At 59.5% G+C, this 21,556-nt stretch carries 20 protein-coding genes; 13 read left to right on the top strand and 7 right to left on the bottom strand.

Features of this window, described 5'->3' with window-relative positions; translation table 11 throughout:
- Positions 1 to 90: 90 nt before the first annotated feature.
- Positions 91 to 1,698, top strand: coding sequence for a fumarate hydratase (locus GDN47_RS05475; protein ID WP_152092746.1), 1,608 nt, complete (start codon positions 91 to 93; stop codon positions 1,696 to 1,698).
- A gap of 197 nt (positions 1,699 to 1,895) precedes the next feature.
- A complete protein-coding gene (locus GDN47_RS05470; RefSeq protein ID WP_113333099.1) occupies positions 1,896 to 2,963 on the top strand; it encodes a GGDEF domain-containing protein in 1,068 nt (355 codons plus the stop codon).
- 54 nt (positions 2,964 to 3,017) lie between these two features.
- On the opposite strand, the gene GDN47_RS05465 is transcribed toward GDN47_RS05470, so the two are convergent.
- Both GDN47_RS05465 and GDN47_RS05460 read right to left on the bottom strand, forming a co-directional pair.
- The gene (locus GDN47_RS05465; protein ID WP_113333098.1) at positions 3,018 to 3,626 is read right to left on the bottom strand and encodes a pyridoxamine 5'-phosphate oxidase family protein; all 609 of its coding nucleotides are present in this window, start codon (positions 3,624 to 3,626) and stop codon (positions 3,018 to 3,020) included.
- Between the two features lie 56 nt (positions 3,627 to 3,682).
- On the bottom strand, positions 3,683 to 4,648 hold the full coding sequence (locus GDN47_RS05460) for an alpha/beta hydrolase (protein ID WP_145317144.1): 966 nt from the start codon (positions 4,646 to 4,648) through the stop codon (positions 3,683 to 3,685).
- Between the two features lie 45 nt (positions 4,649 to 4,693).
- Here GDN47_RS05460 and GDN47_RS05455 point away from each other — a divergent pair, with 45 nt between their 5' ends.
- Positions 4,694 to 5,179, top strand: a complete 486-nt coding sequence (locus GDN47_RS05455; RefSeq protein WP_113354609.1) for a MarR family winged helix-turn-helix transcriptional regulator — start codon at positions 4,694 to 4,696, stop codon at positions 5,177 to 5,179.
- Here GDN47_RS05455 and GDN47_RS05450 read toward each other — a convergent pair.
- Together GDN47_RS05450 and GDN47_RS05445 are read right to left on the bottom strand one after the other, a co-directional pair.
- Complete coding sequence (locus tag GDN47_RS05450; protein WP_152092745.1) at positions 5,173 to 6,372, bottom strand: low temperature requirement protein A; 1,200 nt, start codon at positions 6,370 to 6,372, stop codon at positions 5,173 to 5,175. The genes GDN47_RS05455 and GDN47_RS05450 overlap by 7 nt on opposite strands.
- A gap of 31 nt (positions 6,373 to 6,403) precedes the next feature.
- Entirely contained in the window at positions 6,404 to 6,778 is a 375-nt protein-coding gene (locus GDN47_RS05445) for a gamma-butyrobetaine hydroxylase family protein (RefSeq protein WP_113354607.1), read from the bottom strand.
- Positions 6,779 to 6,911: 133 nt separating this feature from the next.
- Here GDN47_RS05445 and moaA point away from each other — a divergent pair, with 133 nt between their 5' ends.
- Together moaA and GDN47_RS05435 are read left to right on the top strand one after the other, a co-directional pair.
- Positions 6,912 to 7,961 carry a GTP 3',8-cyclase MoaA gene (gene moaA, locus GDN47_RS05440; RefSeq protein WP_152092744.1) on the top strand — a complete coding sequence of 350 codons (1,050 nt, stop codon included), beginning with the start codon at positions 6,912 to 6,914 and terminating at the stop codon, positions 7,959 to 7,961.
- Between the two features lie 20 nt (positions 7,962 to 7,981).
- A complete protein-coding gene (locus tag GDN47_RS05435; protein WP_152092743.1) occupies positions 7,982 to 8,734 on the top strand; it encodes an MBL fold metallo-hydrolase in 753 nt (250 codons plus the stop codon).
- Positions 8,735 to 8,837: 103 nt separating this feature from the next.
- Here the strand turns inward: GDN47_RS05435 and GDN47_RS05430 are convergent, their stop codons facing one another.
- Positions 8,838 to 11,387: a methyl-accepting chemotaxis protein gene (locus GDN47_RS05430; RefSeq protein ID WP_152092742.1), complete on the bottom strand. Its 2,550-nt coding sequence runs from the start codon at positions 11,385 to 11,387 to the stop codon at positions 8,838 to 8,840.
- 333 nt (positions 11,388 to 11,720) lie between these two features.
- On the opposite strand from GDN47_RS05430, the gene GDN47_RS05425 reads away from it, so the two are divergent.
- From GDN47_RS05425 to mobB, 3 genes are read left to right on the top strand one after another with little or no spacing between them, the layout of a single operon-like run.
- Complete coding sequence (locus GDN47_RS05425) at positions 11,721 to 12,632, top strand: DMT family transporter (RefSeq protein WP_152092741.1); 912 nt, start codon at positions 11,721 to 11,723, stop codon at positions 12,630 to 12,632.
- A 10-nt stretch (positions 12,633 to 12,642) separates the two neighbouring features.
- Positions 12,643 to 13,293, top strand: coding sequence for a molybdenum cofactor guanylyltransferase MobA (mobA, locus tag GDN47_RS05420; RefSeq protein WP_113333090.1), 651 nt, complete (start codon positions 12,643 to 12,645; stop codon positions 13,291 to 13,293).
- Complete coding sequence (mobB, locus tag GDN47_RS05415; RefSeq protein ID WP_145317130.1) at positions 13,290 to 13,820, top strand: molybdopterin-guanine dinucleotide biosynthesis protein B; 531 nt, start codon at positions 13,290 to 13,292, stop codon at positions 13,818 to 13,820. Before mobA ends, mobB begins: the two co-directional genes overlap by 4 nt.
- A gap of 56 nt (positions 13,821 to 13,876) precedes the next feature.
- Here mobB and GDN47_RS05410 read toward each other — a convergent pair whose 3' ends face one another.
- Entirely contained in the window at positions 13,877 to 16,408 is a 2,532-nt protein-coding gene (locus GDN47_RS05410) for an OmpA family protein (RefSeq protein ID WP_152092740.1), read from the bottom strand.
- 368 nt (positions 16,409 to 16,776) lie between these two features.
- Here GDN47_RS05410 and GDN47_RS05405 point away from each other — a divergent pair, with 368 nt between their 5' ends.
- The 4 genes from GDN47_RS05405 (at position 16,777) to GDN47_RS05390 (ending at position 19,767) form a co-directional block, all read left to right on the top strand.
- A complete protein-coding gene (locus GDN47_RS05405; protein ID WP_113333087.1) occupies positions 16,777 to 17,559 on the top strand; it encodes a lysine/arginine/ornithine ABC transporter substrate-binding protein in 783 nt (260 codons plus the stop codon).
- Positions 17,560 to 17,677: 118 nt separating this feature from the next.
- Positions 17,678 to 18,490, top strand: a complete 813-nt coding sequence (locus tag GDN47_RS05400; RefSeq protein ID WP_113333086.1) for an ABC transporter permease — start codon at positions 17,678 to 17,680, stop codon at positions 18,488 to 18,490.
- Positions 18,487 to 19,317 (top strand): ABC transporter permease, encoded by an 831-nt coding sequence (locus tag GDN47_RS05395; protein ID WP_113333085.1) that lies wholly within the window; start codon positions 18,487 to 18,489, stop codon positions 19,315 to 19,317. Before GDN47_RS05400 ends, GDN47_RS05395 begins: the two co-directional genes overlap by 4 nt.
- A 183-nt stretch (positions 19,318 to 19,500) precedes the next feature.
- Complete coding sequence (locus GDN47_RS05390) at positions 19,501 to 19,767, top strand: usg protein (RefSeq protein ID WP_015340141.1); 267 nt, start codon at positions 19,501 to 19,503, stop codon at positions 19,765 to 19,767.
- A 44-nt stretch (positions 19,768 to 19,811) separates the two neighbouring features.
- Here the strand turns inward: GDN47_RS05390 and GDN47_RS05385 are convergent, their stop codons facing one another.
- The gene (locus GDN47_RS05385) at positions 19,812 to 20,537 is read right to left on the bottom strand and encodes a DUF2270 domain-containing protein (RefSeq protein WP_113333084.1); all 726 of its coding nucleotides are present in this window, start codon (positions 20,535 to 20,537) and stop codon (positions 19,812 to 19,814) included.
- Between the two features lie 146 nt (positions 20,538 to 20,683).
- Between GDN47_RS05385 and GDN47_RS05380 the strand changes: the two genes are divergently transcribed.
- Positions 20,684 to 21,508 (top strand): methyltransferase domain-containing protein, encoded by an 825-nt coding sequence (locus GDN47_RS05380; RefSeq protein ID WP_152092739.1) that lies wholly within the window; start codon positions 20,684 to 20,686, stop codon positions 21,506 to 21,508.
- Positions 21,509 to 21,556 lie beyond the last annotated feature (48 nt).

The following is a 21,556-nucleotide window of genomic DNA, read 5'->3' as shown; positions in this document are numbered from 1 at the left end:
ACCGACAGCCAAACAATTGCTTTTGCCTCAAGCCGGATTTAGATCGTTTCCAAACATCTTCCCCGCCATCCGGCTTGAAAGGTTTCCTAAATGGCTGACGATCTCTTTCCTCTCGGCGATGACGCCACTCCCTATCGCAAGATTTCCAGCGATTACGTCTCCGTTGACACCTTCAAGGGCCAGGAAATCCTGACCGTCGAACCCGAGGGCATCCGCCTGCTCGCCGAGACAGCCTTTGCCGACATCAACCACCTGCTACGCCCCGGTCATCTGAAGCAGCTCGCCTCGATCCTCGAAGATCCCGAGGCCACCGATAACGACCGCTTCGTCGCCTACGATCTGCTGAAGAATGCCAATATCGCCGCCGGCGGCGTGCTTCCCATGTGCCAGGACACCGGCACGGCCATCATCATGGCCAAGAAAGGTCGCCGCGTCTGGACCGAAGGCGGTGATAGCGGCGCTCTGGCCCGGGGCGTACTCGACGCTTATGAAAAGAAGAACCTGCGCTACTCGCAGCTCGCGCCGATCAAGATGTTCGAGGAAAAGAACACCAAAAACAATCTGCCAGCGCAGATCGATATCTATGAGGAAGGCACCGACGCCTACGAATTCCTCTTCGTCGCCAAAGGCGGCGGCTCGGCCAACAAGACCTTCCTCTATCAGGGCACCCCGTCGCTTCTGACGCATGACCGCATGCTGGACTTCCTGAAAGAGAAGATCCTGACGCTCGGTACGGCAGCCTGCCCGCCTTATCATCTCGCCATCGTCATCGGCGGCACGTCTGCCGAGATGAACTTAAAGACGGTCAAGCTCGCCTCGACACGGTATCTCGACTGTCTTCCCACGGAAGGCTCCGAAAGCGGACATGCCTTCCGGGATATCGAAATGGAGAAGGAAATCCACAAGCTCACGCAGAGCCTCGGCGTCGGTGCCCAGTTCGGCGGCAAGTATTTCTGCCATGATGTCCGCGTCATCCGCCTGCCCCGTCATGGCGCATCGCTGCCGATCGGCCTGGGCGTCTCCTGTTCTGCCGATCGCCAGGCCAAGGGCAAGATCACGCGCGACGGCATCTTCATCGAGCAGCTCGAGACCGATCCGTCCAAGTACATGCCCGAGATCGATGAAGCCAAGCTCTCGGAATCCATGGTCCGCATCGATCTCAACCGGCCGATGGCGGATATCCTGGCAGAACTATCCGCACATCCCGTCAAGACACGGCTGTCGCTCACCGGCACGATCATCGTGGCACGCGACCTGGCGCATGCCAAAATCCGCGAACGCCTGGAAAAAGGCGAAGGCATGCCGGAATACCTGAAAAACCATCCGGTTTATTACGCCGGCCCGGCAAAGACACCGGCCGGCTATGCTTCCGGTTCCTTCGGCCCGACAACCGCGGGCCGCATGGACAGCTATGTCGACCAGTTCCAGTCATTCGGCGGCTCCATGATCATGCTTGCCAAGGGCAATCGTTCACGCGCCGTGCGCGAAGCCTGCAAGACATACGGCGGCTTCTACTTGGGCTCCATCGGCGGTCCGGCAGCGCGCCTTGCTCAAGATTGCATCAAGAAGGTAGAGGTTCTCGAATATCCGGAACTCGGCATGGAAGCCGTCTGGAAGATCGAAGTAGAGGATTTTCCCGCCTTCATCGTCATTGACGACAAGGGCAACGATTTCTTCCAGGAACTCAATCTCGGATAGAAAAAACCACTTGCGATCGAACATATCGAAAGGGGCGCATCAGTGCCCCTTCTGTAAAACCATCCTTCAATTGTAATTATTTCCGAATAAAACCGTAATCACAGAGGATTTTTCACAATCACGTCCTTAATATTTTCTCAAAGAATCTTTGCATAGATAAAGAAGGGATTTAACCAATACATGTTACGGAGCTCACGATGAGTACGGCGATTGCGCCCAAGGCGCAAATTCCCGACGTGGCAGGGCAGATTACATACGCCATGCGATCCATGGGGATCGCACCTATTCCGCGCAATTACGAACTTTTCTATGAAGCTTATATAGGCTCCAATCTCGCTCTCACCCGTGAACTGGCAGCCCTCGGCAAGAGCGCCACCCAGGAAGAGCTGGACGACATCGGAGCCAAATATTTTCCGCATCACGCGGGTCGTGTCTTCGACGATGCGCATACCCGTCTGACCACCGAACTCGATGCCGTCCTGCGCGCCCTGCGCCAGGAACAAACGACGCTCCAAAGCTACAATCGCCTGCTTGGCGAGACCTGTGAGAGCATAAGTTCGAGGAGCCACAACAGCGCCGAACTGCTGCGCGGCGCCATCGACATGCTCGCCGCAGCGACAGGCGACACCATGGCTCATGGTGAAAAGACGGTCGAGAACGTCGTCCAGCGGAGCCAGGAAATGGAGCTGGTTCGCAAGGAACTGGACGAATATAAGCGCATCGCCAATACCGACGCACTGACCCGGCTTTCCAATCGTCGCGCCTTCGAGGACCGGCTGGTCTCGATCTTCGACAATCAGCTGACCAGGCCGACGACAGCTCTGGTGCTTGCCGATATCGATCATTTCAAGCGGATCAACGACACTTTCGGCCATCCGGTCGGCGACAAGATTCTCGCCACCGTCGCCTCCATCATCCGCACCAATGTCCGGCGCGATGTTTTTGTCGCCCGCGTCGGCGGCGAGGAATTCGCTCTCATTCTGGAAGCCACCAGCATCGAAGACGTTACGACGGTCTGCGAACGGGTACGTCGCACCTTGGAAGCGACGCCGTTCAAGAATTCGCGCACCAGGGTCGATTATGGTCCGATCACCCTCTCCCTCGGCATCTGCATGGCTTCGGAAGCAGCCGATTCGGGAGAGCTGTATAACAAGGCCGATCTGGCGCTCTACTGCGCCAAGAATGCCGGCCGCAATTGCAGCAGCGTCTATCAGGACGGCATGCAGAAGGATTTCACCAAAAGTTGGCTCATCTACAAGAATTAGAAGCGAAGCCAACCAACCGCCGGCGCTGCTTTCCCAGGCATGCCGGCGGCTTGTTTACCAAAGCGTCTTGGCGGCCCGCGCCGGCGCCTCGCGGTCATAGGTTTCCTGATCGAAATCGGCCTTTGCAGCCTTGAGCATCATGCCTGGACTCGGCAGACTTGCCGGATCGACGAACCGTTCCGCATTCCACAGCTCGGCCCGCATCACCGCTCGCGCGCACTGGAAATAGACTTCCTCAATCGTGATGACGACAACGCAGCGCGGATGCTTCCCATCCATCTCGAAACTGTCGAGCAATGCTGGCTCGATCGAGACGACAGCCCGACCGTTGAGCCGCATCGTCGTATTCGATCCCGGGATGAGAAACATCAGCGCTATGCGCGGATCGCGCACGATATTCGCAAGAGAGTCGACGCGATTGTTGCCGCGCCAATCCGGCAGATGCAGGGTCTTCTCATCCTCCACGCGAACGACTCCACCCAAGTCGCCGCGCGGTGAACAATCAAGCCCCTCAGGCCCGACCGTTGCCAGAGCCATGAAGGGCGATACTTCGATCATCCGGCGATAAAGTGGTGTCAGGACACTCGTTACCTTCGTGATCGACGCTTCGCCGGCGTCGCCATAGAGCTGCTTCAGTTCCTCGACGGATGTGACGATGTGCATGCGGCCTCACGCTTCTCTATGGCAATCCACTCAGATCCGAGGCAGCGCAGACATCGTTATGACGAGCGACGCAGCGGAGTTCGGTAGAACGATAGCACCGTCCCGTCATGATTTTCGAGCGGATTTTCCTCCTCGATATCTTCGGCAAGGAAGCTCTGGATGGCGTCAAGCACGGGTGCAGCACTCACAATGCGCCGGTGCCCGAAACCGTTGGCCCAGAAGATACGGACATGCGCGCCCTCGGCGGCATAGCCGCGCGCGTGATCGGCGCTCACTTCCTTATCATCCTCGGCGTGGATGACAAGAACTGGCCGGCTCGGATCGAGCCGGTCGCGCTTCTGGTCATAGGAAGCGAGCGTCCTGCCCGTTACCAGGCGAACCTCGTCTTCCAGGGCCGCCTGCGTCGCTGGTCCAAGTCGCATCAGGCGGCCGAAATCCTTAAACAGCCAGCCCATGGCGCTCGGCGCGCCGATCAACACCAGTTTGCCTGGCCGAATCGGTTCGATGCCAGGCAGAAAGCCTGCAGATGCCAGCGTCAGCGATGCGCCGCCGAAAGAATGTCCGATCGCGGCATCGAAGGCTCCGAAACGGGCCGACGCCGCGGCAATGGCGGAGACGGCCAAACGCACATTCAAGAACCGCCCGCCTGAGCGACCATGCCCGGGAAGATCGAGCGAGATCACCTCCGCTCCATCGTCGGCAAGGAATGCGGCCAGTTCGGACATGTATTCACTGCTGGAACCCCAGCCATGGACCACGAGATAGCGCTTGCGCGTTCCCTTGGCTCCGCCGTTGAAGCGGTAGGCCATGGCACGGCCGCCCGGAAGCGGCAGCATCACCTGCTCTGCTGCGAGAAGACGCTGCCTGCCTTCCATATGCGCCGCCTTGGCCTTCGAGCCGCGTGGGCGACGCGAAGGCGTCAGACAGAAAAGCCGGAAAGCCGCCTTGCCGGCGAGCCGCGGAGACAGCCTTTCGAGACCGGCGAGACTCGACCGGGTGACCTTGAGCGCAAAGGATGGCATAGTGGGAATCCGATAATGTTCAACTATGAACAATAAAGTACAACGATGAACAAAAATCAACCCCTTCCCTGGGACCATCCGCGTTTTCGAAGCTGGATCGCCGTGGCGCGCGCCTGCCAGCTGATGCAACAATCACTCGGACGGGCATTGGCGCATCTCGACATCAAGCCGCCGCACCTCGACATTCTCGTCAACCTGTTTCGCTTTGAAGGCATTTCCCAGCAGGAACTCGCCCGCAAGCTATTGGTCGGCCGCTCCAACATGAGCATGTTGCTGCCGCAGATGGAAAAGCGGGGGCTGATCGAACGGCGCGGCGACAAGCAGGACAAACGCGTGCTCCGCCTCTACCTGACGGAGGAAGGGCGCCGTGTAACCGAGGAAGCCATGATCATCCAGACTGCGCTCATCGACCGGATGCTCTCGGATGCGCCGATCGAAGAGTGTGAAGCGATCACCGTGCATATGGAACGCGTCGTCAGTCTCCTGCTACAGGAAGAACGTGAACCGCTGGAGCTTGCTGGCGATCAATGATCGCCGGCTGAGCGCGCCGAAGGAACGACCCGGTTCAGCGAGGCGAATTCCCAGATCGCAACGACGACGAGTACGGCCGTGGCGAGGATGCCGAGCTGATAGACCACAACCATCGGCAAGGTAAGCAGCAACAGCGCCAGCCCAACAAGCCCCGCCATATGCGATAGCGGCGGCCGGCCGGTGGTTACCCCTTTGAACCAGAGATTTCCAAGGAGAAAGACCGCCGGTCCGCCGAGTAGCGCGGCTGCAGCGTGCATGTCGGCGGCATCATGTGGATGAGCAAAGAGAAATTCATCTCCGACGACGCTCAGGATAATGCCGGCGAGGATGGGAATATGCGCATAGGTAAACGCCTGCCGCGCGAGACTACCCGGCATGTCGTCATGCTCGATGCGATGAGCCGCCCTTTCATGCCCAAACTGAAAATAAATCCACCACAGCGCAACCGTGCCGACGAAGGCGGTGATAAACACCGCCACGATCAACGGCGTAACCGGCTGCTCGGCAAAGGTTTTGCCAGCCTGCAGCACTGCTTCGCCGAGGCAAATGATAACGAAGAGCGCGCAACGTTCGGCCAGATGCGCGCCCGACACATTCCAGTCCGCCGGCGTCGATTTGCCAAGCCCAGGCACCCGGAAGCCGAGCGCAGGGGCCGAATATTCGATGACGAGAGCGATCAGCCAAAGCACAATAAGAGCATCGCCTTCGATCAGCGCGCCTGAAATCCAGAAAATGCCGGACAGGACGAGCCAGCAGGTGATCCGCAGGAAATTGCGATGGTTGGCCGCGCTGGCATTCTTGAGAGCGTAGACTGTGAACAGCGAGCGCCCGACCTGCATGAAGACGTAGGCGCCGGCAAAGAAAATCGCTTTCTCGCCAAAAGCCTCGGGAATAGCGGCGGAGAGGATAAGTCCCGCAAACATCAGCGTAAACAGCATGATACGCACCGGCATGCGGTCGGGATCGAGCCAGTTCGTGACCCACGCCGTGAAAATCCAGACCCACCACACTGCAAAGATCAGCATGATGGCTTCGAGCGCTCCCAATGGGGTGAAATGCTCGGCCAGCGCATGCGCAAGCTGCGAGATCGAGAAAACGAAAACCAGATCGAAAAACAGCTCGACGAAGGAAACCTTGCTCTCGTTCTTGCTGCCCTTGGCGCGAAGCCAGTTTTCCCTACCCCCAAGGATCATGCTTACGCCCCCTATCCGTTATCGGAGTTTGCTAGTGCGACCTTCCAGCCGGGTCGCGGCTGAGACCCTTTTCTTTCAGCTCAGCCTCATAGGCCGCGAAAAGCTCCTGGCCCCTTTCTCCAAGCTCGCGCAGATAGGACCATGTGAAAATGCCGGTATCGTGCATGTCGTCGAACCCGATGCGAACGGCATAGTTGCCGGTCGGCGTCATGGACATGATGCCGACATTGCGCTTGCCCGGCACGGTAACCTTTTGTCCCGGCCCATGTCCCTGGACCTCGGCGGAGGGGGACAGCACCCGCAGCATCTCGGCCGGCAAGTTAAAGCTCGCGCCGTTATCGAACGTCACGATGAGGTGACGGCGATCCTTCGAGACCCGCAATTCGGTCGGCCAAACGTCACTCATCGATTTTCCCATGCCTTTCAGTGTGTTTTCGAGAATTATGCCGCCACAGCTCCACACGCAAGTATAATTGAAAGTCATTTTCCTTGACGCAACAATCGCCTATGCACACATTAGCAGCGTGATGGAGATTTGAGTGAACAGCATTGTCGGTACGATAGGCGGCGCCTCGCCGCTGGCAGCGGATAGAAGCCCGATGATTGACCCTTTCGGGCGCACGGTCACCTATTTGCGCGTTTCCGTCACCGATCGCTGCGATTTCCGCTGCACCTACTGCATGGCCGAACACATGACCTTCCTGCCCAAGAAGGATCTGCTGACGCTGGAAGAACTCGACCGGCTCTGTTCCGCCTTCATCACCAAGGGCGTGCGCAAGATCAGGCTTACCGGCGGCGAACCTCTGGTGCGCAAGAATATCATGTTTCTGGTCCGCAAACTCGGCGAGAGCGTGAAAAATGGGGCACTCGACGAATTGACCCTGACGACCAACGGTTCTCAGCTCGCCCGCCATGCCGAAGAACTTTACGATAGCGGCGTCCGGCGCATCAACGTGTCGCTCGATACTTTGGATCCTGATAAATTCCGTACGATCACCCGCTGGGGAGATTTCTCCAAGGTGATGGAAGGCATCGACGCGGCGCAGAAGGCCGGCCTGAAGATCAAGCTGAATGCCGTCGCGCTCAAAGGCTTCAACGATACCGAAATTCCCGACCTGCTGCGGTTCGCGCATGGTCGCGGCATGGACCTGACCGTCATCGAGACCATGCCCATGGGCGAGATCGACGAAGACCGCACCGACCAGTATCTGCCGCTCTCCCAGTTGCGCGCCGATCTCGAAGATCAGTTCACGCTGACGGACATCCCTTACCAGACGGGCGGCCCTGCCCGCTATGTCGAAGTCGCAGAGACCGGCGGCCGCCTCGGCTTCATCACGCCGATGACCCATAATTTCTGCGAGAGCTGCAATCGCGTGCGGCTCACCTGCACGGGCACGCTTTACATGTGCCTGGGGCAGAACGATGCGGCCGACCTGCGCACAGCGCTGCGCGCAAGCGAGGATGACGCCCTGCTCCACGCCGCAATCGATGAAGCCATTACCCGCAAGCCCAAAGGTCATGACTTCATCATCGACCGCACGCACAACCGCCCGGCGGTTGCTCGCCACATGAGCGTTACCGGCGGCTAAATTAAATCGAGACAATCTACATGCAGCTTGAGCTTATTCGCAACGCGACGCTGAAGATCAGCTATGGCGGCCATGTGCTGCTGATCGACCCTTACTTTGCACCGCGCCATAGTCTTCCGTCCTTCACTGGCCGCTCTCCCAATCCGATGACGGAACTGCCACGTTCGATCGACGACATTCTCCAGGGCGTCGAGCTGGTGATTGTATCGCATCTGCATACCGATCATTTCGATGCTGTGGCCAAGGAGCGCGTGCCGAAAACATTGCCGATCCTTTGCCAACCCGGTGACGAAGGACGTATCCGCGACGCCGGCTTCACAAATGTCATTCCGCTCGCGCAATCGGTCACTTGGCAAGGGCTGACAATCACGCCCCGGCAGGGCAGCCACGGTGTCGGGCCAGTAGTGGAAAAAATGGGTCCGGTCATCGGATTCACGCTGGAGGCCGATGGCGAACCCACCGTCTATTGGGCTGGCGATACCGTGCTTTACCCTCCAGTCGCCGAAACGATCCGTGAATTCTCGCCCGATATTATCGTCACCCATTCCTGCGGCGCCCGTTGGGACGGCGACCTGATCGTCATGGACGACAAACAGACGCTCGAAGTCAGCCGCCTCGCCCTGCAAGCGACTATCGTCGCAACCCATATGGAAGCACTCGATCACGCGACCGTCACACGCCAGGATCTTCGCCAAACCGCAGAGGCCAGCGGCCTCGATCCGTCGCACCTGTTAATCCCCGCCGATGGTGAAACGCTGAATCTCGGCCGGTAATTCGTCCACGGCGCCGTGATCGCGACAGTAAGCTTCAATCAAAATGCGCCGAACCATTAGCCCGGCGCATCAATCGGTTATTAGCCTTATCTAAAGCACCGCTTTATGCGGCGCGATACCGCGCATCCGTACTGCTGTGGCTCGCATATTCCACCTCGCTATCGCCGGTGCGGAAGCGATCAATCTTTTCCGACAGCATGTCGACCCGTTGGCGAAGGCCGTGGATCTCCGCATTGTTCTCCTCAACCATGGCCGCGTTGCGCTGCGTGATCAGCTCGACTTCAGAGACGGCGCGGGTCACTTCCTCAATACCGGTCGACTGCTCGGTAGTGGCAGACGAAATATCGGCAACGAGCCGCTGGACGCCGGTGACATGGTTGATGATCTCAGCCAGCGCCGCGCCGGTCTGCTCGACCAGATGTACGCCATTCTGCACTTGGGCAGAACTTGCCGAAATCAGGCCCTTGATCTCCTTCGCCGCATTGGCACAGCGCTGCGCCAGTTCGCGCACCTCCTGGGCGACGACGGCAAAGCCGCGGCCCGCTTCGCCGGCACGGGCTGCCTCGACCCCTGCATTTAGCGCCAAGAGGTTGGTCTGGAAGGCGATCTCGTCGATGACGCCGATGATCGTGGCGATCTTCTCGGAGGAACGATTGATCTCGCTCATGGCGCCCACAGCCTTGGCAACCACTTCGCCCGATTGCGTCGCATAAGCCTGCGTCTCGTTGACGGAGCTTGCGGTCTGCCGTGCACGATCGGCAGTCGAACGCACGACGTCGCTGAGGCGATGCAGCGCCCGCGAGCTTTCTTCGAGGGCCGCTGCCTGCTGTTCGGTGCGCCGCGCCAGATCGTCAGCCGACATCGCAAGGTTGCCGGTGCCGCCCTTGATTTCCTCGGCCGTATAGCGAACGTCCGTCAGGGTTTCGCGCAGAGCTTCGACCGCATGATTATAGGTGAAGGCCATTTCCACGAAATCGGCGGAAAGATCCTCACGCATGCTCTCCTCCAGATTGCCGTCGGCAAGCTTGGCGAGAACATCGGCCAGCGCATTGAGCGCCTGCTTCTGCTCGGCTTCGATGCGGGCGCGCTCGGCGGCGCGGCGGGCAGCCTCTTCGGCGGAGAGCGCACGGGCGCTTTCAGCCTCCCGCTCCAGCCGGACATTTTCGAGCGCGGCATCGCGGAAGACGCTGACGGAGCGCACCATGTCGCCGATCTCGTCTCCGCGATTGCGGCCGTCGATCGCGACTTCCAAGTCGCCGCTGGCAAGGCGCGTCATGACATCGGTGACACGCTTCAGCGGACCGCGCAGGGTTTCCACCAGCATGAGGCCGCCGATGATGGCAAGCAGCGTGCCGACGATCATGGCGATGACCGAGACATTGGCCGAGCGCTCGCTGTCTTCCTTGCCGAGTTCCTGCGCCTGGGCGACAAAGCCACGCAGCGAGGTCATCGCATCGGCCAGTAGGGTATTGGACTGAACGCGCGTCGTCTTCCAGTCGGCAGCCGTCTGAAGCAGATCGGCCGATCCACTGGTCAGGCCGTCGATCAGCGGCTTCATGTGAGTGGAAAAATCACGCATGGTGGCGTTGGTCTGGCCAAGTTCCGAAATCCTGGCAGCAACGCTTTGCAAATCCTTCAGGTCCGCAAGTACTGGCTCGCGCGATGCAGCATCGCGGACATTTTCCATACGCGAGGCATGCAGGGTCAGGCGATCGACGAGACCGAGTGCCTGATCCACGTGATCCAGAAGCTCCTTCTGGCCATCGATGATCTTGTCGAGGCTGACGAAACGATCGGCGGCGGTATCGCTGTTCTTGGCCGATTGCAGCGTCATCTCGCCTTCGATCTTCACGAAGCTCTGCAGGATCGGCCCCATGGCCTCGACCTTCTGATCGGGCGTGCCGGAACCCTTCAGTACCGCGTCGAGCTTGTCGGCAGCATCGGAGGCATTCGCGACCAGGCCCGCACCGCGCTTTGAAACCAGCGCCTTTGAAACCGTCACCTGCTTCAAGATGGCATCGGCGTAGGTGCGTGCATCGGAAATTTCTTCCGTGGAGTCGGCTGCCATTTGGACTTGAATGCGCAGATTGCTCATCTTCTCCGAAAGGCCCTTATAGGCCGCAGCATCGTAAAGCAGTTCCTTGGCAAAGGTCTCCTTGTCGCTGAAATCCTTGCGGATGATGTCGATTTGCTTGCCGGCCGCCTTGGCGGTCGCCTCGACATTTTGCACCGCCTTCCGGATGGCTTCGACGTCGCTGTCCTGCTTCTGTTTGATAGACCAGAGCGTGGCTTCCTGCGTGCGCATCTTGGCGGCGAGCTCGGTGACCGGAACGATTTTGGCGCGCTGATCGTCGCTGAGCAGCCCGCTCAATCGACGGACACCCTGTTCCTGCGCATCGATCTTGTCGGCCAGTGCCTGGCGCGTCTCTTCCGAAGGCGATCCGTTGAATTCCTGGAGGGCGGCCTGCAGGTTCTCGAAATCGCTGATATTTTCGATCGTGGCGCGCGTCACGGTCATGTGACCGTTCAGAATATTGGCGGTGTGATAACCGACGAGGCCGACACCGGCGATGAGAACCACCAGCGGTACCACAAAAATTAGAACCTTGGTGACAATCCTGCGGCCTTGCAAAAGACGATCAATGAAAAACATGCGGCGCCTCAACTGGATTATAAAAATCTCCAGCGAAGGCGGGATCGTCATTCCTGCTGCGCTGCGGTAGGTGCTTCTGCCTCATGCAAAACCGCTGTGAGCCTCGGGAAATAAGATTGAATAAGGATTAATCGCCTGCCCGAAACTCTTCGCATTGGCAAAAAAATTACAACCGCCGTATCATTTCGCGACCATTACGCGAAAAACCAACCTTTCTTTCGCAGCAATTTCGCCGCACTGCACAATCGAATTCAACTACACCCAAAGCACAGCCGATTCCAATTTGCCGAAAACGGCGCTAATCCAGATGGGTATATCGGGGACTCATCTCTTATGCGACTGACCAAGAATACGCAGGGTGCGCTCTTCATGGCGGCTGCCATGGCCGGCTTCTCCTGCAGCGATGCTTTGTCCAAGACGGTCATCGCCACGATGAATGCAGGCGAAATCATCTTCATCCGCGGGCTATTCACGAGTTTTTTCGTCTATCTGCTCGCCCGCAGAATGGGCGCTCTGCGCAATTGGCGCGTCATCCTGCAGCCGATGATTGCGCTGCGCATCGCCTGCGAAGCTCTAGCGGCAGCAACCTACATCACCGCTCTTGGAATGATGCCCATCGCCAATGCCTCCGCTATCCAGCAGGCCGTCCCGCTTGCCGTGACGCTCGGCGCGATGATTTTCCTGAAGGAGCCTGTGGGATGGAGGCGATGGACGGCCATTGCCGTCGGCTTCGTCGGCGTGCTGATCATCATCAGGCCGGGCCGGGACGGGTTCACGATGGCGGCCCTCCTTGCAATCGCCTGCATGTTTGCGACCGCCGCCCGCGATCTGGCGACACGCTGCATCGACAAGTCCGTGCCGTCGCTGATGGTCACGCTCTGCACTGCAATTTCCATATCGATCTTCGGAGCATTGTGCATCGTCCCCTTCGGCGGCTGGCAGCCAGTGAGCACGACATCGCTCCTGCAGATCCTGCTGGCCTCCGTGCTGGTGCTGATCGGCTACCAGAGCGTCATCTTGGCCATGCGCACGGGCGAAATCTCTTTCGTCGCGCCGTTCCGTTATCTCAGTCTCATCTGGTCGGCCCTGCTCGGCCTGATCGCCTTTGGCGAAGTGCCTGACGGATGGTCTGTTTTCGGCGCTGCCGTTGTCATCGCCTCCGGCATCTATACTTTCTATCGCGAAAGCAAACGGCGGGCGGCCGAGCCCATCGCGCAGGAAACAGAACCCGGCGTTCCCGCCTGAGGTCGCAACCATGTCCGACTTCATCGCCAATCCCGAAGATATTCCCGTCGTTCTGCTTGCGGGCGGCCGTTCCAGCCGCATGGGCGCAAACAAGGCCTTCGCACCGCTCGCCGGCGAAAGCCTGCTCGCCCGCATCGTCTCCAAGATTGAGCAACGGCAAAGCAAGCCAATCGCACTGAATGCGGATGCCGATTGGCCAGACGCTATGGGGATGCTGCTCATACCGGACACAATTCCCGGTAAATTGGGGCCGCTCACAGGTGTGCTCGCTGCGTTGCAGGACGCGCGGTCGCGTTACTCTGAAGTCTCGCATATCGCCACTCTCCCCATAGACAGCCCCTTTTTTCCAGCCGATCTTATCGCCCGCCTCGCCGAGGTCATTCACGGCCCTGACGAGATTGCCATTGCCGCATCTCTTGGTCAGGATCATCCTGTTTTCGGTCTCTGGCCCGTCTCCGCAGCCGACGATCTGGAGCGATGGATCGCCACGGACGCAAAGCGGCGCGTGAGAGATTTCCTCGCCCGGCATAAAGTGCGGCGGGTGGAGTTTCCCGCTATCCAAACGGCAATCGGGCCTCTCGACCCCTTCTTCAACATCAATACACCAGCCGATCTCGCCGAAGCGGAGGCATGGCTGGCAGCTTTGGAACGCACGTCATGACGAAATCTCGGCCCAAAATCTTCGGCATCGCCGGCTGGAAGAATTCCGGCAAGACGGGGCTTGCCGTACGGCTGGTCACCGAATTCACCCGGCGTGGCTATCACATCTCGACCATCAAGCATGCGCATCATGATTTCGATATCGACAAGGTCGGCGCCGACAGTTTTCGTCATCGCGAGGCGGGCGCGCATGAAGTCACCATCGTTTCAGGCACGCGCTATGCCATCATGCACGAATTGCGTGGCGCGCCCGAACCGAGCTTCGAAGAAATACTGGCGCGTCTCGCCCCCTGCGACCTCGTTTTGATCGAAGGTTACAAGCGCGAACCGATTCCGAAGATCGAGGCGCGCCGGCTGGAAGCGGCAAAGCGCGAACCGCTCGCCCCGCAAGACCCTCACATCGTGGCCATCGCCGCGGACCACCCGGTTGAAGACGCCGGTTCGCTCGTCGTTTTCGACCTCGACGACACGATCGCAATCGCCGATTTCATCGCTGCAAAAGTGGGCCTCGGCAACCAGCCGAAATGAGAAAGGCCGCCGGTTTCCCGGCGGCCCCTGCCATCTATCAGGCTGTAAGCTGATCCTTACCGGTTCGACGCAACCGGGCGCACCAGCGGCGTGATACGGCGGATCGTGACGCGGCGGTTTTCCTGCGACGGACCGAGCGTATTCACCTTGAGATACTGCTCGCCATAGCCCTGAGTAACCAGGTTTTCGGCAGGAATGCCGTAGACATCCGTCAGTACGTTGGCAACCGATTCCGCACGTTGGTCCGACAGGATCAGATTGCTCTGGGCCGAACCCACCGCATCCGTATGGCCCTCGATCAGGAAGGTTTCTGTCGGATCGCGCTTGATGATCTTCAACATGCCATCGGCGACACCGCGAAGGGTGCTCGCCTGCGACATCGGAATCTCGGCGCTGCCCGTTGCGAAGGTGATCGTGTCGAGGTCGATGCGGCGGATCTTGTCTCGGATACGAGCCGAATAGCGGACTTCGTTGACCGAATAGATGCGCTCGACCGGCTCGACCGGAGGCTCACGCAGGAAGTCGTAATAGTCGGCGTTGCGGTTCGATGCCGTGTCGATGATGTACTGGCTCAGCGGAATGAGCAGTCGCATCGGCGGCAGGCTGTCGCCCGGATCGCGGAAGTAGTCGTCATTGTCCGGACGATCTTCCAGTTCCGGCGAATAGAACAGCACATATTCACGGCCGCTGGCGTCGATGCGCGAGCGCTGGATGATGTCGCCATACCGGTTGCGGATCGTCACGACGCGATCACCATCGGGCTGATCGATCGTTTCGCGATAGCGGTCGCGCGGCAATTGTTCGTAGACCGGCCGCTCGCCGCCTCGGATGAAGCGCTCGCTGTCGTCGTGACGAACGACATAGGTGTTGTCGACATTCACGATGGTCCGGTTGTCCTGATTGATGATGGTCTGGACCGTCGTTCCCTGCGGTGGGGCAAAGTCCGGCCGGCGATCGATGCGGCGGCCCTGCTCGCTGGTCACGGCTTCCATCTTGACCGGCGGTTGCGGCTGGGCGCCGGCTGCCGCGCGCTGCGCCTCGGCATCGGAGGTCGGCGGCTTGGTGTAGGCCGGTGGCGGCTGCTGGGCCGGAGCATTCTGAGCCTGTCCGCTCTGCTGAGCCTGACCCGCCTGTCCACCACCACCCTGGGCGCCCGGAGCAGCGGGGTTCTGTCCGTTGTTCCGATGCTCGCCTCGACGAACCGCATCCTTCTGGCTGTCCAGAACCGCGCTTCCGTTTTCGACCGGCAGGATGACGGGACCATTGGCAGAGGCTGGGTTCTCCGCGATCTTCTTGCGGCGCTCCAGTTCCTGCGGCGAGACCTGCTCGGCCGGAGGCACCTGGATTTCACCAGCCTGCTGGCCATTGCCGTTTGCGGCGGGAGCCGTTGCACTACCTTGGGCCGGCGTCGCGGCGCCATTGGCGGGCTGCTGCTTGCCGGGCTGCTGCGCCGCCGGGTTGCCAGCCTGAGCGGGTTGTCCTTGCGGCGTGCCCTGCTGGGCCGGCTGCTGCGGATTGGCTGCGGGCTGCTCGCCCTGCTGCTGGTTCTGCGGCTGCTTGCCGTGAGTTTTATCGCTACCCTGCTTCTGGCCCTGCTGGGCGCCAGGTGTCGCTGGTGTCCCGGGCTGGGCCTCGGGCTGCGCCTGCGTCTGGGGCTGAGCCTGCGTTCCCGGCTGTGCCTTATGTCCCTGGGCAGGCTCACCGGCCGGTGCCGGCTGCTGCTCGGCAGGCTGCTTTGCCGGAGCCTCGGTCTGACCTTGCGGCTTGGGATGGGCGTTCTGTTCGGGCTGCGCCTGCTTTCCTGGCTGAGCCTCCTGATTCGGCTGTTCGCTGGCGGCGGGAGCCTGCTTCTCCGCCGGCGCTGGCTGCTGTGCCTTCGCACCAGGCTTGGCCTTCGGCGGCTGGGCTTCCGGCTGCGCTTCCGTAGCAGGCTGCTGCTCTATCTTCGGCTGCGGTGCTTCGGCCGGCTGCTGCTTTTGCGGCTTCGGTTGCTCTTGCTCCGCAGGCTGTTTTGCTTCCGGCTGCTTGGCCTTCTGCTTCGGCTGCGGGGCTTGTGGCTCTGCCTCGGGAGCGACAGCCTTGGGCTGCGGTTTGGCTTCGGGCTGTGCCTGAGGCTGCTCTTCAGCCGGCTGCTGGCGCTGCTTCTTCGGCTCGGGTGGAGCCTCCGCGGCCGGCTGCTGCTTCTGCGGCTTCGGCCGCTCCTGCTCCGCGGGCTGCTGATGTTCGGCCTTCGGCGGCTGGGCTTCCGGCTGCTGCTGCTTCGGCGCCTTCTGCTGCGGCTCGCCTTCAGGCTCGGCCTGCTTCATCTGGTGCTGCTGCTCGCCGCCACCCTGATGCTTCTGACCCTCTCCGCCTTCGGCAGGCTTCTTGTGCTTGAGCTGCTCCTCATCGGGCTGAGCTGCCGGCGCTTCCTGCTGCGCCACCTCGAAACTGGTGTCGGGGGCCATCGCGGCCACATCACCGATGCCATTGTTCAGCGGTGCGATGGGCTGTTCACGAAGTGCCGCCGCTGCTGCCGGCTCGAAGGCGAGCGATAGCGAAAGCAGCGGAAACGCGGCGCTGGCAAATAGTCTGGATCGCTTTCCCATAGGGGTCTCCTCTTATGATCTTTGTCCGCCGAATTGCGAATCTCAGCGGCAAGGCGATTGCCTCAAGATCCCGGCCAATTTTCGGTTCTCGTGAGGCTGAATCGCGGCAAGCCGCTATAAGTTCCCGCACTATTAGGTTGCCGCAATTAACCCTGGCTGAACGCAGCGGATGGGTTTCGTTCAGATTTCCCTGTGACGGGCTTGCATTGCGGCGGCATTGCGCAAAGGCAGGTTGCCTTCGTAATTCCAGTTGCATTTTCCAGAAAAAAAGTACGAATATCGCCACAAGGCGGGCCACCGGTCCGCTCCACTCGAGCCGTCTGCCAAAAACAATAATGGGCTGCCGGCCACCAACAGAGAGGGTCAATATGCGCATCTCCACTCGTCTTCTTGCCGCCGCGTCCTTCGCCGCAATGTCGCTCGTCGCCGGTGCGGCGCTTGCCGACGGCGACACGATCGTCTTCGGCACGGACGCGACCTACCCGCCTTTCGAATCGCTTGACGCCGGCGGCAAGTTCGTCGGCTTCGACATCGATATAACCAATGCGCTTTGCGATCACATGAAGGTTAAGTGCACCTTCGTGAACCAGGATTTCGACGGTATCATTCCGGCCCTGCAGGCCAAGAAGTTCGACGCGATCATCTCGTCCATGTCGATCACGCCCGAGCGCGAGAAGATCGTCGACTTCACCAACAAGATCTACAACACGCCGCCGGCAATCGCCGTTCCGAAGGACTCCGCTCTCAAGGAAGCGACCGATGAGGCCCTGAAGGGCAAGACGATTGGTGCGCAGTCGTCCACGACGCATGCAAACTATGCCTCTGCGCACCTGAAGGATGCCGAGCTCAAGCTCTATCCGTCGGCTGACGAATATAAGCTCGACCTCAGCAATGGCCGCATCGATGCAGCCATCGACGACGTCGTCGTGCTGTCCGAATGGGTGAAGTCGGATGCAGGCAATTGCTGCAAGATGCTCGGCACGCTGAAAAGCGACCCGGTCATCAACGGCGTCGGCGCGGGCATCGCCATCCGCAAGGGTGATGCGGCCCTCAAGGACAAGCTGAACGCCGCGATCGCTGCGATCCGCGCTGACGGCACCTACAAGAAGATCCAGGACAAGTATTTCGATTTCGACGTCTACGGCGACTGATCGCCCGTCGATTCCCTGGGAAAAGACGACGGCGGAAGCTTGCTCTTCCGCCGTTTTTGTTTGACAACGAGAAGAATATAAGCAGAAACGCGGCAAAAGCCGCTAGGGGAAATATAGCATGAGCGGATTGTTTTCCGCCCTTGGTTCCTTGTGGACCTGGTTGACTACGATTTTTGACCCATTGTGCGGTCCTGCGGGACTGTTCACCGTGTTCAGCATGTTCCGCCCGGACACCATGCTTGCTTGCGGCGACACGGGCTGGGGCGACGAACTGGCCGGCGGTTTGAAGATAACCATCGCCGTCTCGGTGCTGACGCTGCCGCTCGGCATCGTCATCGGCTTCTTCGTGGCGCTCGCGCAACAATCCGAGGAAAGGCCGCTGCGGCTTGCGGCAGGTGTCTTCACGACGATTTTCCGCGGCCTGCCGGAACTGTTGACGCTTTTCATCATCTACTACGGCATGCAGATCCTTCTGCAATCGCTACTCGCCAAGTTCGGCTACAATGGCCCCGTCGAGATCAATGCATTCGCGGCCGGCATGGTAGCACTGGCGATCGTCTTTTCCGCCTATTGCTCGGAAGTCCTTCTCTCTGCCTTCAAAGCCATTCCCAAAGGTCAGTATGAGGCGGGTGATGCCCTTGGATTTCATCGGGCGCGAACCATGCGGCTTATCATCGTGCCGCAACTCGTACGTATTTCCTTGCCAAATCTCGGGAACCTCTGGATGAACCTGCTGAAGGATACGTCCTACGTGTCCATCATCGGCCTTGCCGACATCATCAGGCAGACGGGGATTGCCGTTCGTGCCACCAAGGCACCCTTCACCTTCTATTCCATCGCTTGCCTGTTTTATCTGACACTGGCCGTCATCTCTTCCGTCGGCCTCTTCTATCTCGATCGATGGGCTAAACGCGCGGAGGTCCATCGATGAGCCATGCCGAAGTTCTGATCGCAGCGCGACCGGCACCGCCGGAGACGGTCAGGAAATTGTCCAAGGCGCGCATTGCCGGTTATTTCTTTCTGACCCTCTGGGCCATTCTCGGTATTTCGCTGCTGGCGATGATCGTCTTCGGCTGGGACGTCGACAAGCTCGAAACCTACGGCCCGAGGCTTCTGCATGGCCTGGGCATCACGATCAAACTGGTCGCCACATCCTTCATCCTCGGCGCCATCCTCTCGATACCGCTCGCTTTCGCCCGTATGTCGAGCAATAAATTTCTGAGCACGCTGACCTATTGCTATGTCTATCTGTTTCGCGGCACGCCGCTGCTGGCCCAGATTTTCATGGTCTATTACGGTTTCCCGAGCTTCCGCTGGTTGCTCGAAGACATGGGTCTCTGGTGGTTCTTCAAGGATCCCTTCTATTGCGGCGTCTTCGCCATGACACTGAACACGGCCGCCTATCAGACGGAAATCGTCCGAGGCGCCATTCAGAGCGTGCCGAGGGGCCAGCGGGAAGCCGCCAGCGCGCTTGGTATCCATACCTGGATCGCCTTCCGCAAGATTATCATTCCCCAGGCGCTCATCGTGGCGCTCCGCCCTTACGGCAATGAGATCATCCTGCTGATCAAGAGCTCGGCCACCGTTTCCATCATCACCGTTTACGACCTGATGGGCGAGACCCGCTATGCCTTCTCACGCACCTATGATTACCAGATCTATCTCTGGGCAGCGATTTTCTACCTCGTGATCGTCGAACTCATGCGGAATGGCTGGGCACGGATGGAAGGCCGGCTGACGCGGCATCTCAAGCGCTGATCTCGCCAAGGCTGCGCCCAGGCGCAACCTTGGCAGCACTCCCACATAGATGCTGCTAACACATTGATTTCTGTGAATAAATTTGGTTCATGACATTTTTGTAAAGCTTGAGTTTACCATCTGCTGTTTCCATATTTGAGTGACCATGAGTCACGAAAAAATGGGAACGGAAAGAGAAAGCTCATGCATAACGACATGCAAAAGCAGTTGCAGGGTTATGGGTTGACCACGGCGCAGATCTTCTACCGCCTGCCCGATCATCCGCAATTCCTGCAGACCTATATCTGGCAGGACTATGATCTCGCCCCGAACTTCCCGGAAATGCGCGGCTTCCTGAAATTCTGGCAGGAAACGCTGGATGGCCCGCTGCATTCCGTGCGCTATGTCCATCGCAAGCTGATTTCAGCAACCGAATGGCGGGCGCTAAAAGGAGAATTCATCCTGCACTAAGCAGCCGGATCGCCTGGACGACGTAGCGATCGGCTGTGCCGCCGTCAGACATGCGCCTCGCCATGGATGAAATCCCCGTCGTCCGGCCCGCGACGGACCGCACCGTAGAGGACGAAGGCATAGAATACCGCGACGAGGATGATGACCGCTTCGCCGGGCATCGGTCCGAGTGCCGCATTCTCGATAATATAGCTCCACGAGTGCGGCATCTCTTGCACGCTACCATTCGTCTGGAGTCTCGGTGTTGAAATCTTCAATATCCAAGCAAGGAGCAGGATTCCATACATCCAGCAGTAATTGCGCCTTAACCGCCGCTGCGCCGCCTCTGCATAGCTGAGTAAAAGCCGCGGAGACCGAAGGCTGGCCGCGATCGGCAGCGCCCAATCGGAACTGAGTTCGGCCTGCGGCGCCAGGATCTGGGCGAAATAGTGTCGCTCCAATTGCCGCACCCGCGAGCGGTAGACATCGAAGAAGCGATATCGCCGCGCCTCGATCATCAGCAGCAGGGTGATCAGCATCATGCCGAATAGCAAAACACCGTGATGCGATGTCGGTGTCGACAGCGACACGGACAGTAGAGCCGCAACCACCGTGATCGCCCAGTTCGATGTCCGGTCGATGCGATCGCGCCAACTCGTCATCCTCCCCAATTCACCCCGATAATAATGGGTCAGCGTATTGGTGACTTCAGCAGACGTCGACGGCAAGGAGGGGCGGCCGCGCTCCGCCGGGCCGCTTGTCGGGTTCGGTGCGGTGAGTTCATTGTCCATGGTGGTTCCTCCCTTATTTTTTGTCCGGATAGCGCCCTCCCCAAGCCGCCTATGCCGAAGGTCATATTCTGCGCCTGCACGGCAAGCATTGCAAAAGCCGATCAGGCATCTTAATGCCTGCGTGACAAAAGGAAGGGCCTGTAACCATGGCAAAGAAGAAGATCGACGAAGACGCTCTGGCGGAAGCCTATAACCGGGCATTGGCGCTGGAGAAGGCCGGCGATATCGACGCTGCGGTGCAGGCCTACGAGCATGTTCTGGCTCTCGACCCGGAGGATCATGGCGGCGCAGCCGTGCGCATCGCCTCGATGGGACGCGGCGAAGCGCCGGTCAAGGCGCCTGATGCCTATGTCGAGACGCTCTTCGATCAGCATGCCGAGGTTTTCGAGGATGTGCTGGTGGAGCAGCTCGGCTACCACGTCCCGGTTCTCGTGCGCCAGCGCCTGCAGGCGCTTGGTCTCGGCCCCTTCAAGCGCATGCTCGATCTCGGCTGCGGCACGGGCCTGACGGGTGGCACGTTGCGCGATATCGTCGAGGATATCACCGGCATCGATATTTCCGAGAACATGGTCGAAGTCGCCCATGAGAAGGACATCTACGAGACGCTCTTCGTCGCTGAGGTCGAGGATTTCCTTGACGACAACGATGAGGATGCCTTCGATCTCATCACCGCGACGGATGTCCTCCCCTATGTCGGCGCCCTGGAACCGCTCTTTTTTGGCGCAGCCGAAAACATGACGCCGGGCGGCCTCTTCATCTTCTCTTCGGAGACCCTGCCTGAGGCGACCATGGCTGGACGTCCCTATATGGTCGGCCCGCATCAGCGCTTCGCCCATTCGGAAGCCTATGTACGCGAACGGCTGACTGCGACGGGTTTCGAACTCGTCGAAATCACCGACATCAACGTCCGCATGGAAGATGGCCAGCCAACGCCCGGCCATCTGGTCATTGCCCGTCGTCTCGCCGATTGAAGCGAAATACATCACGCCGAAAATAGTTATCCATTTGGATAACTATTT

Origin of the sequence: Martinezella dioscoreae, from assembly GCF_009176305.1 — a bacterium.
In the GTDB taxonomy this organism is placed as follows: Bacteria; Pseudomonadota; Alphaproteobacteria; order Rhizobiales; family Rhizobiaceae; genus Rhizobium; species Rhizobium dioscoreae.
Note: the sequence above shows the minus strand (reverse complement) of the source record. Positions and strands in the feature narration are given on the sequence as shown.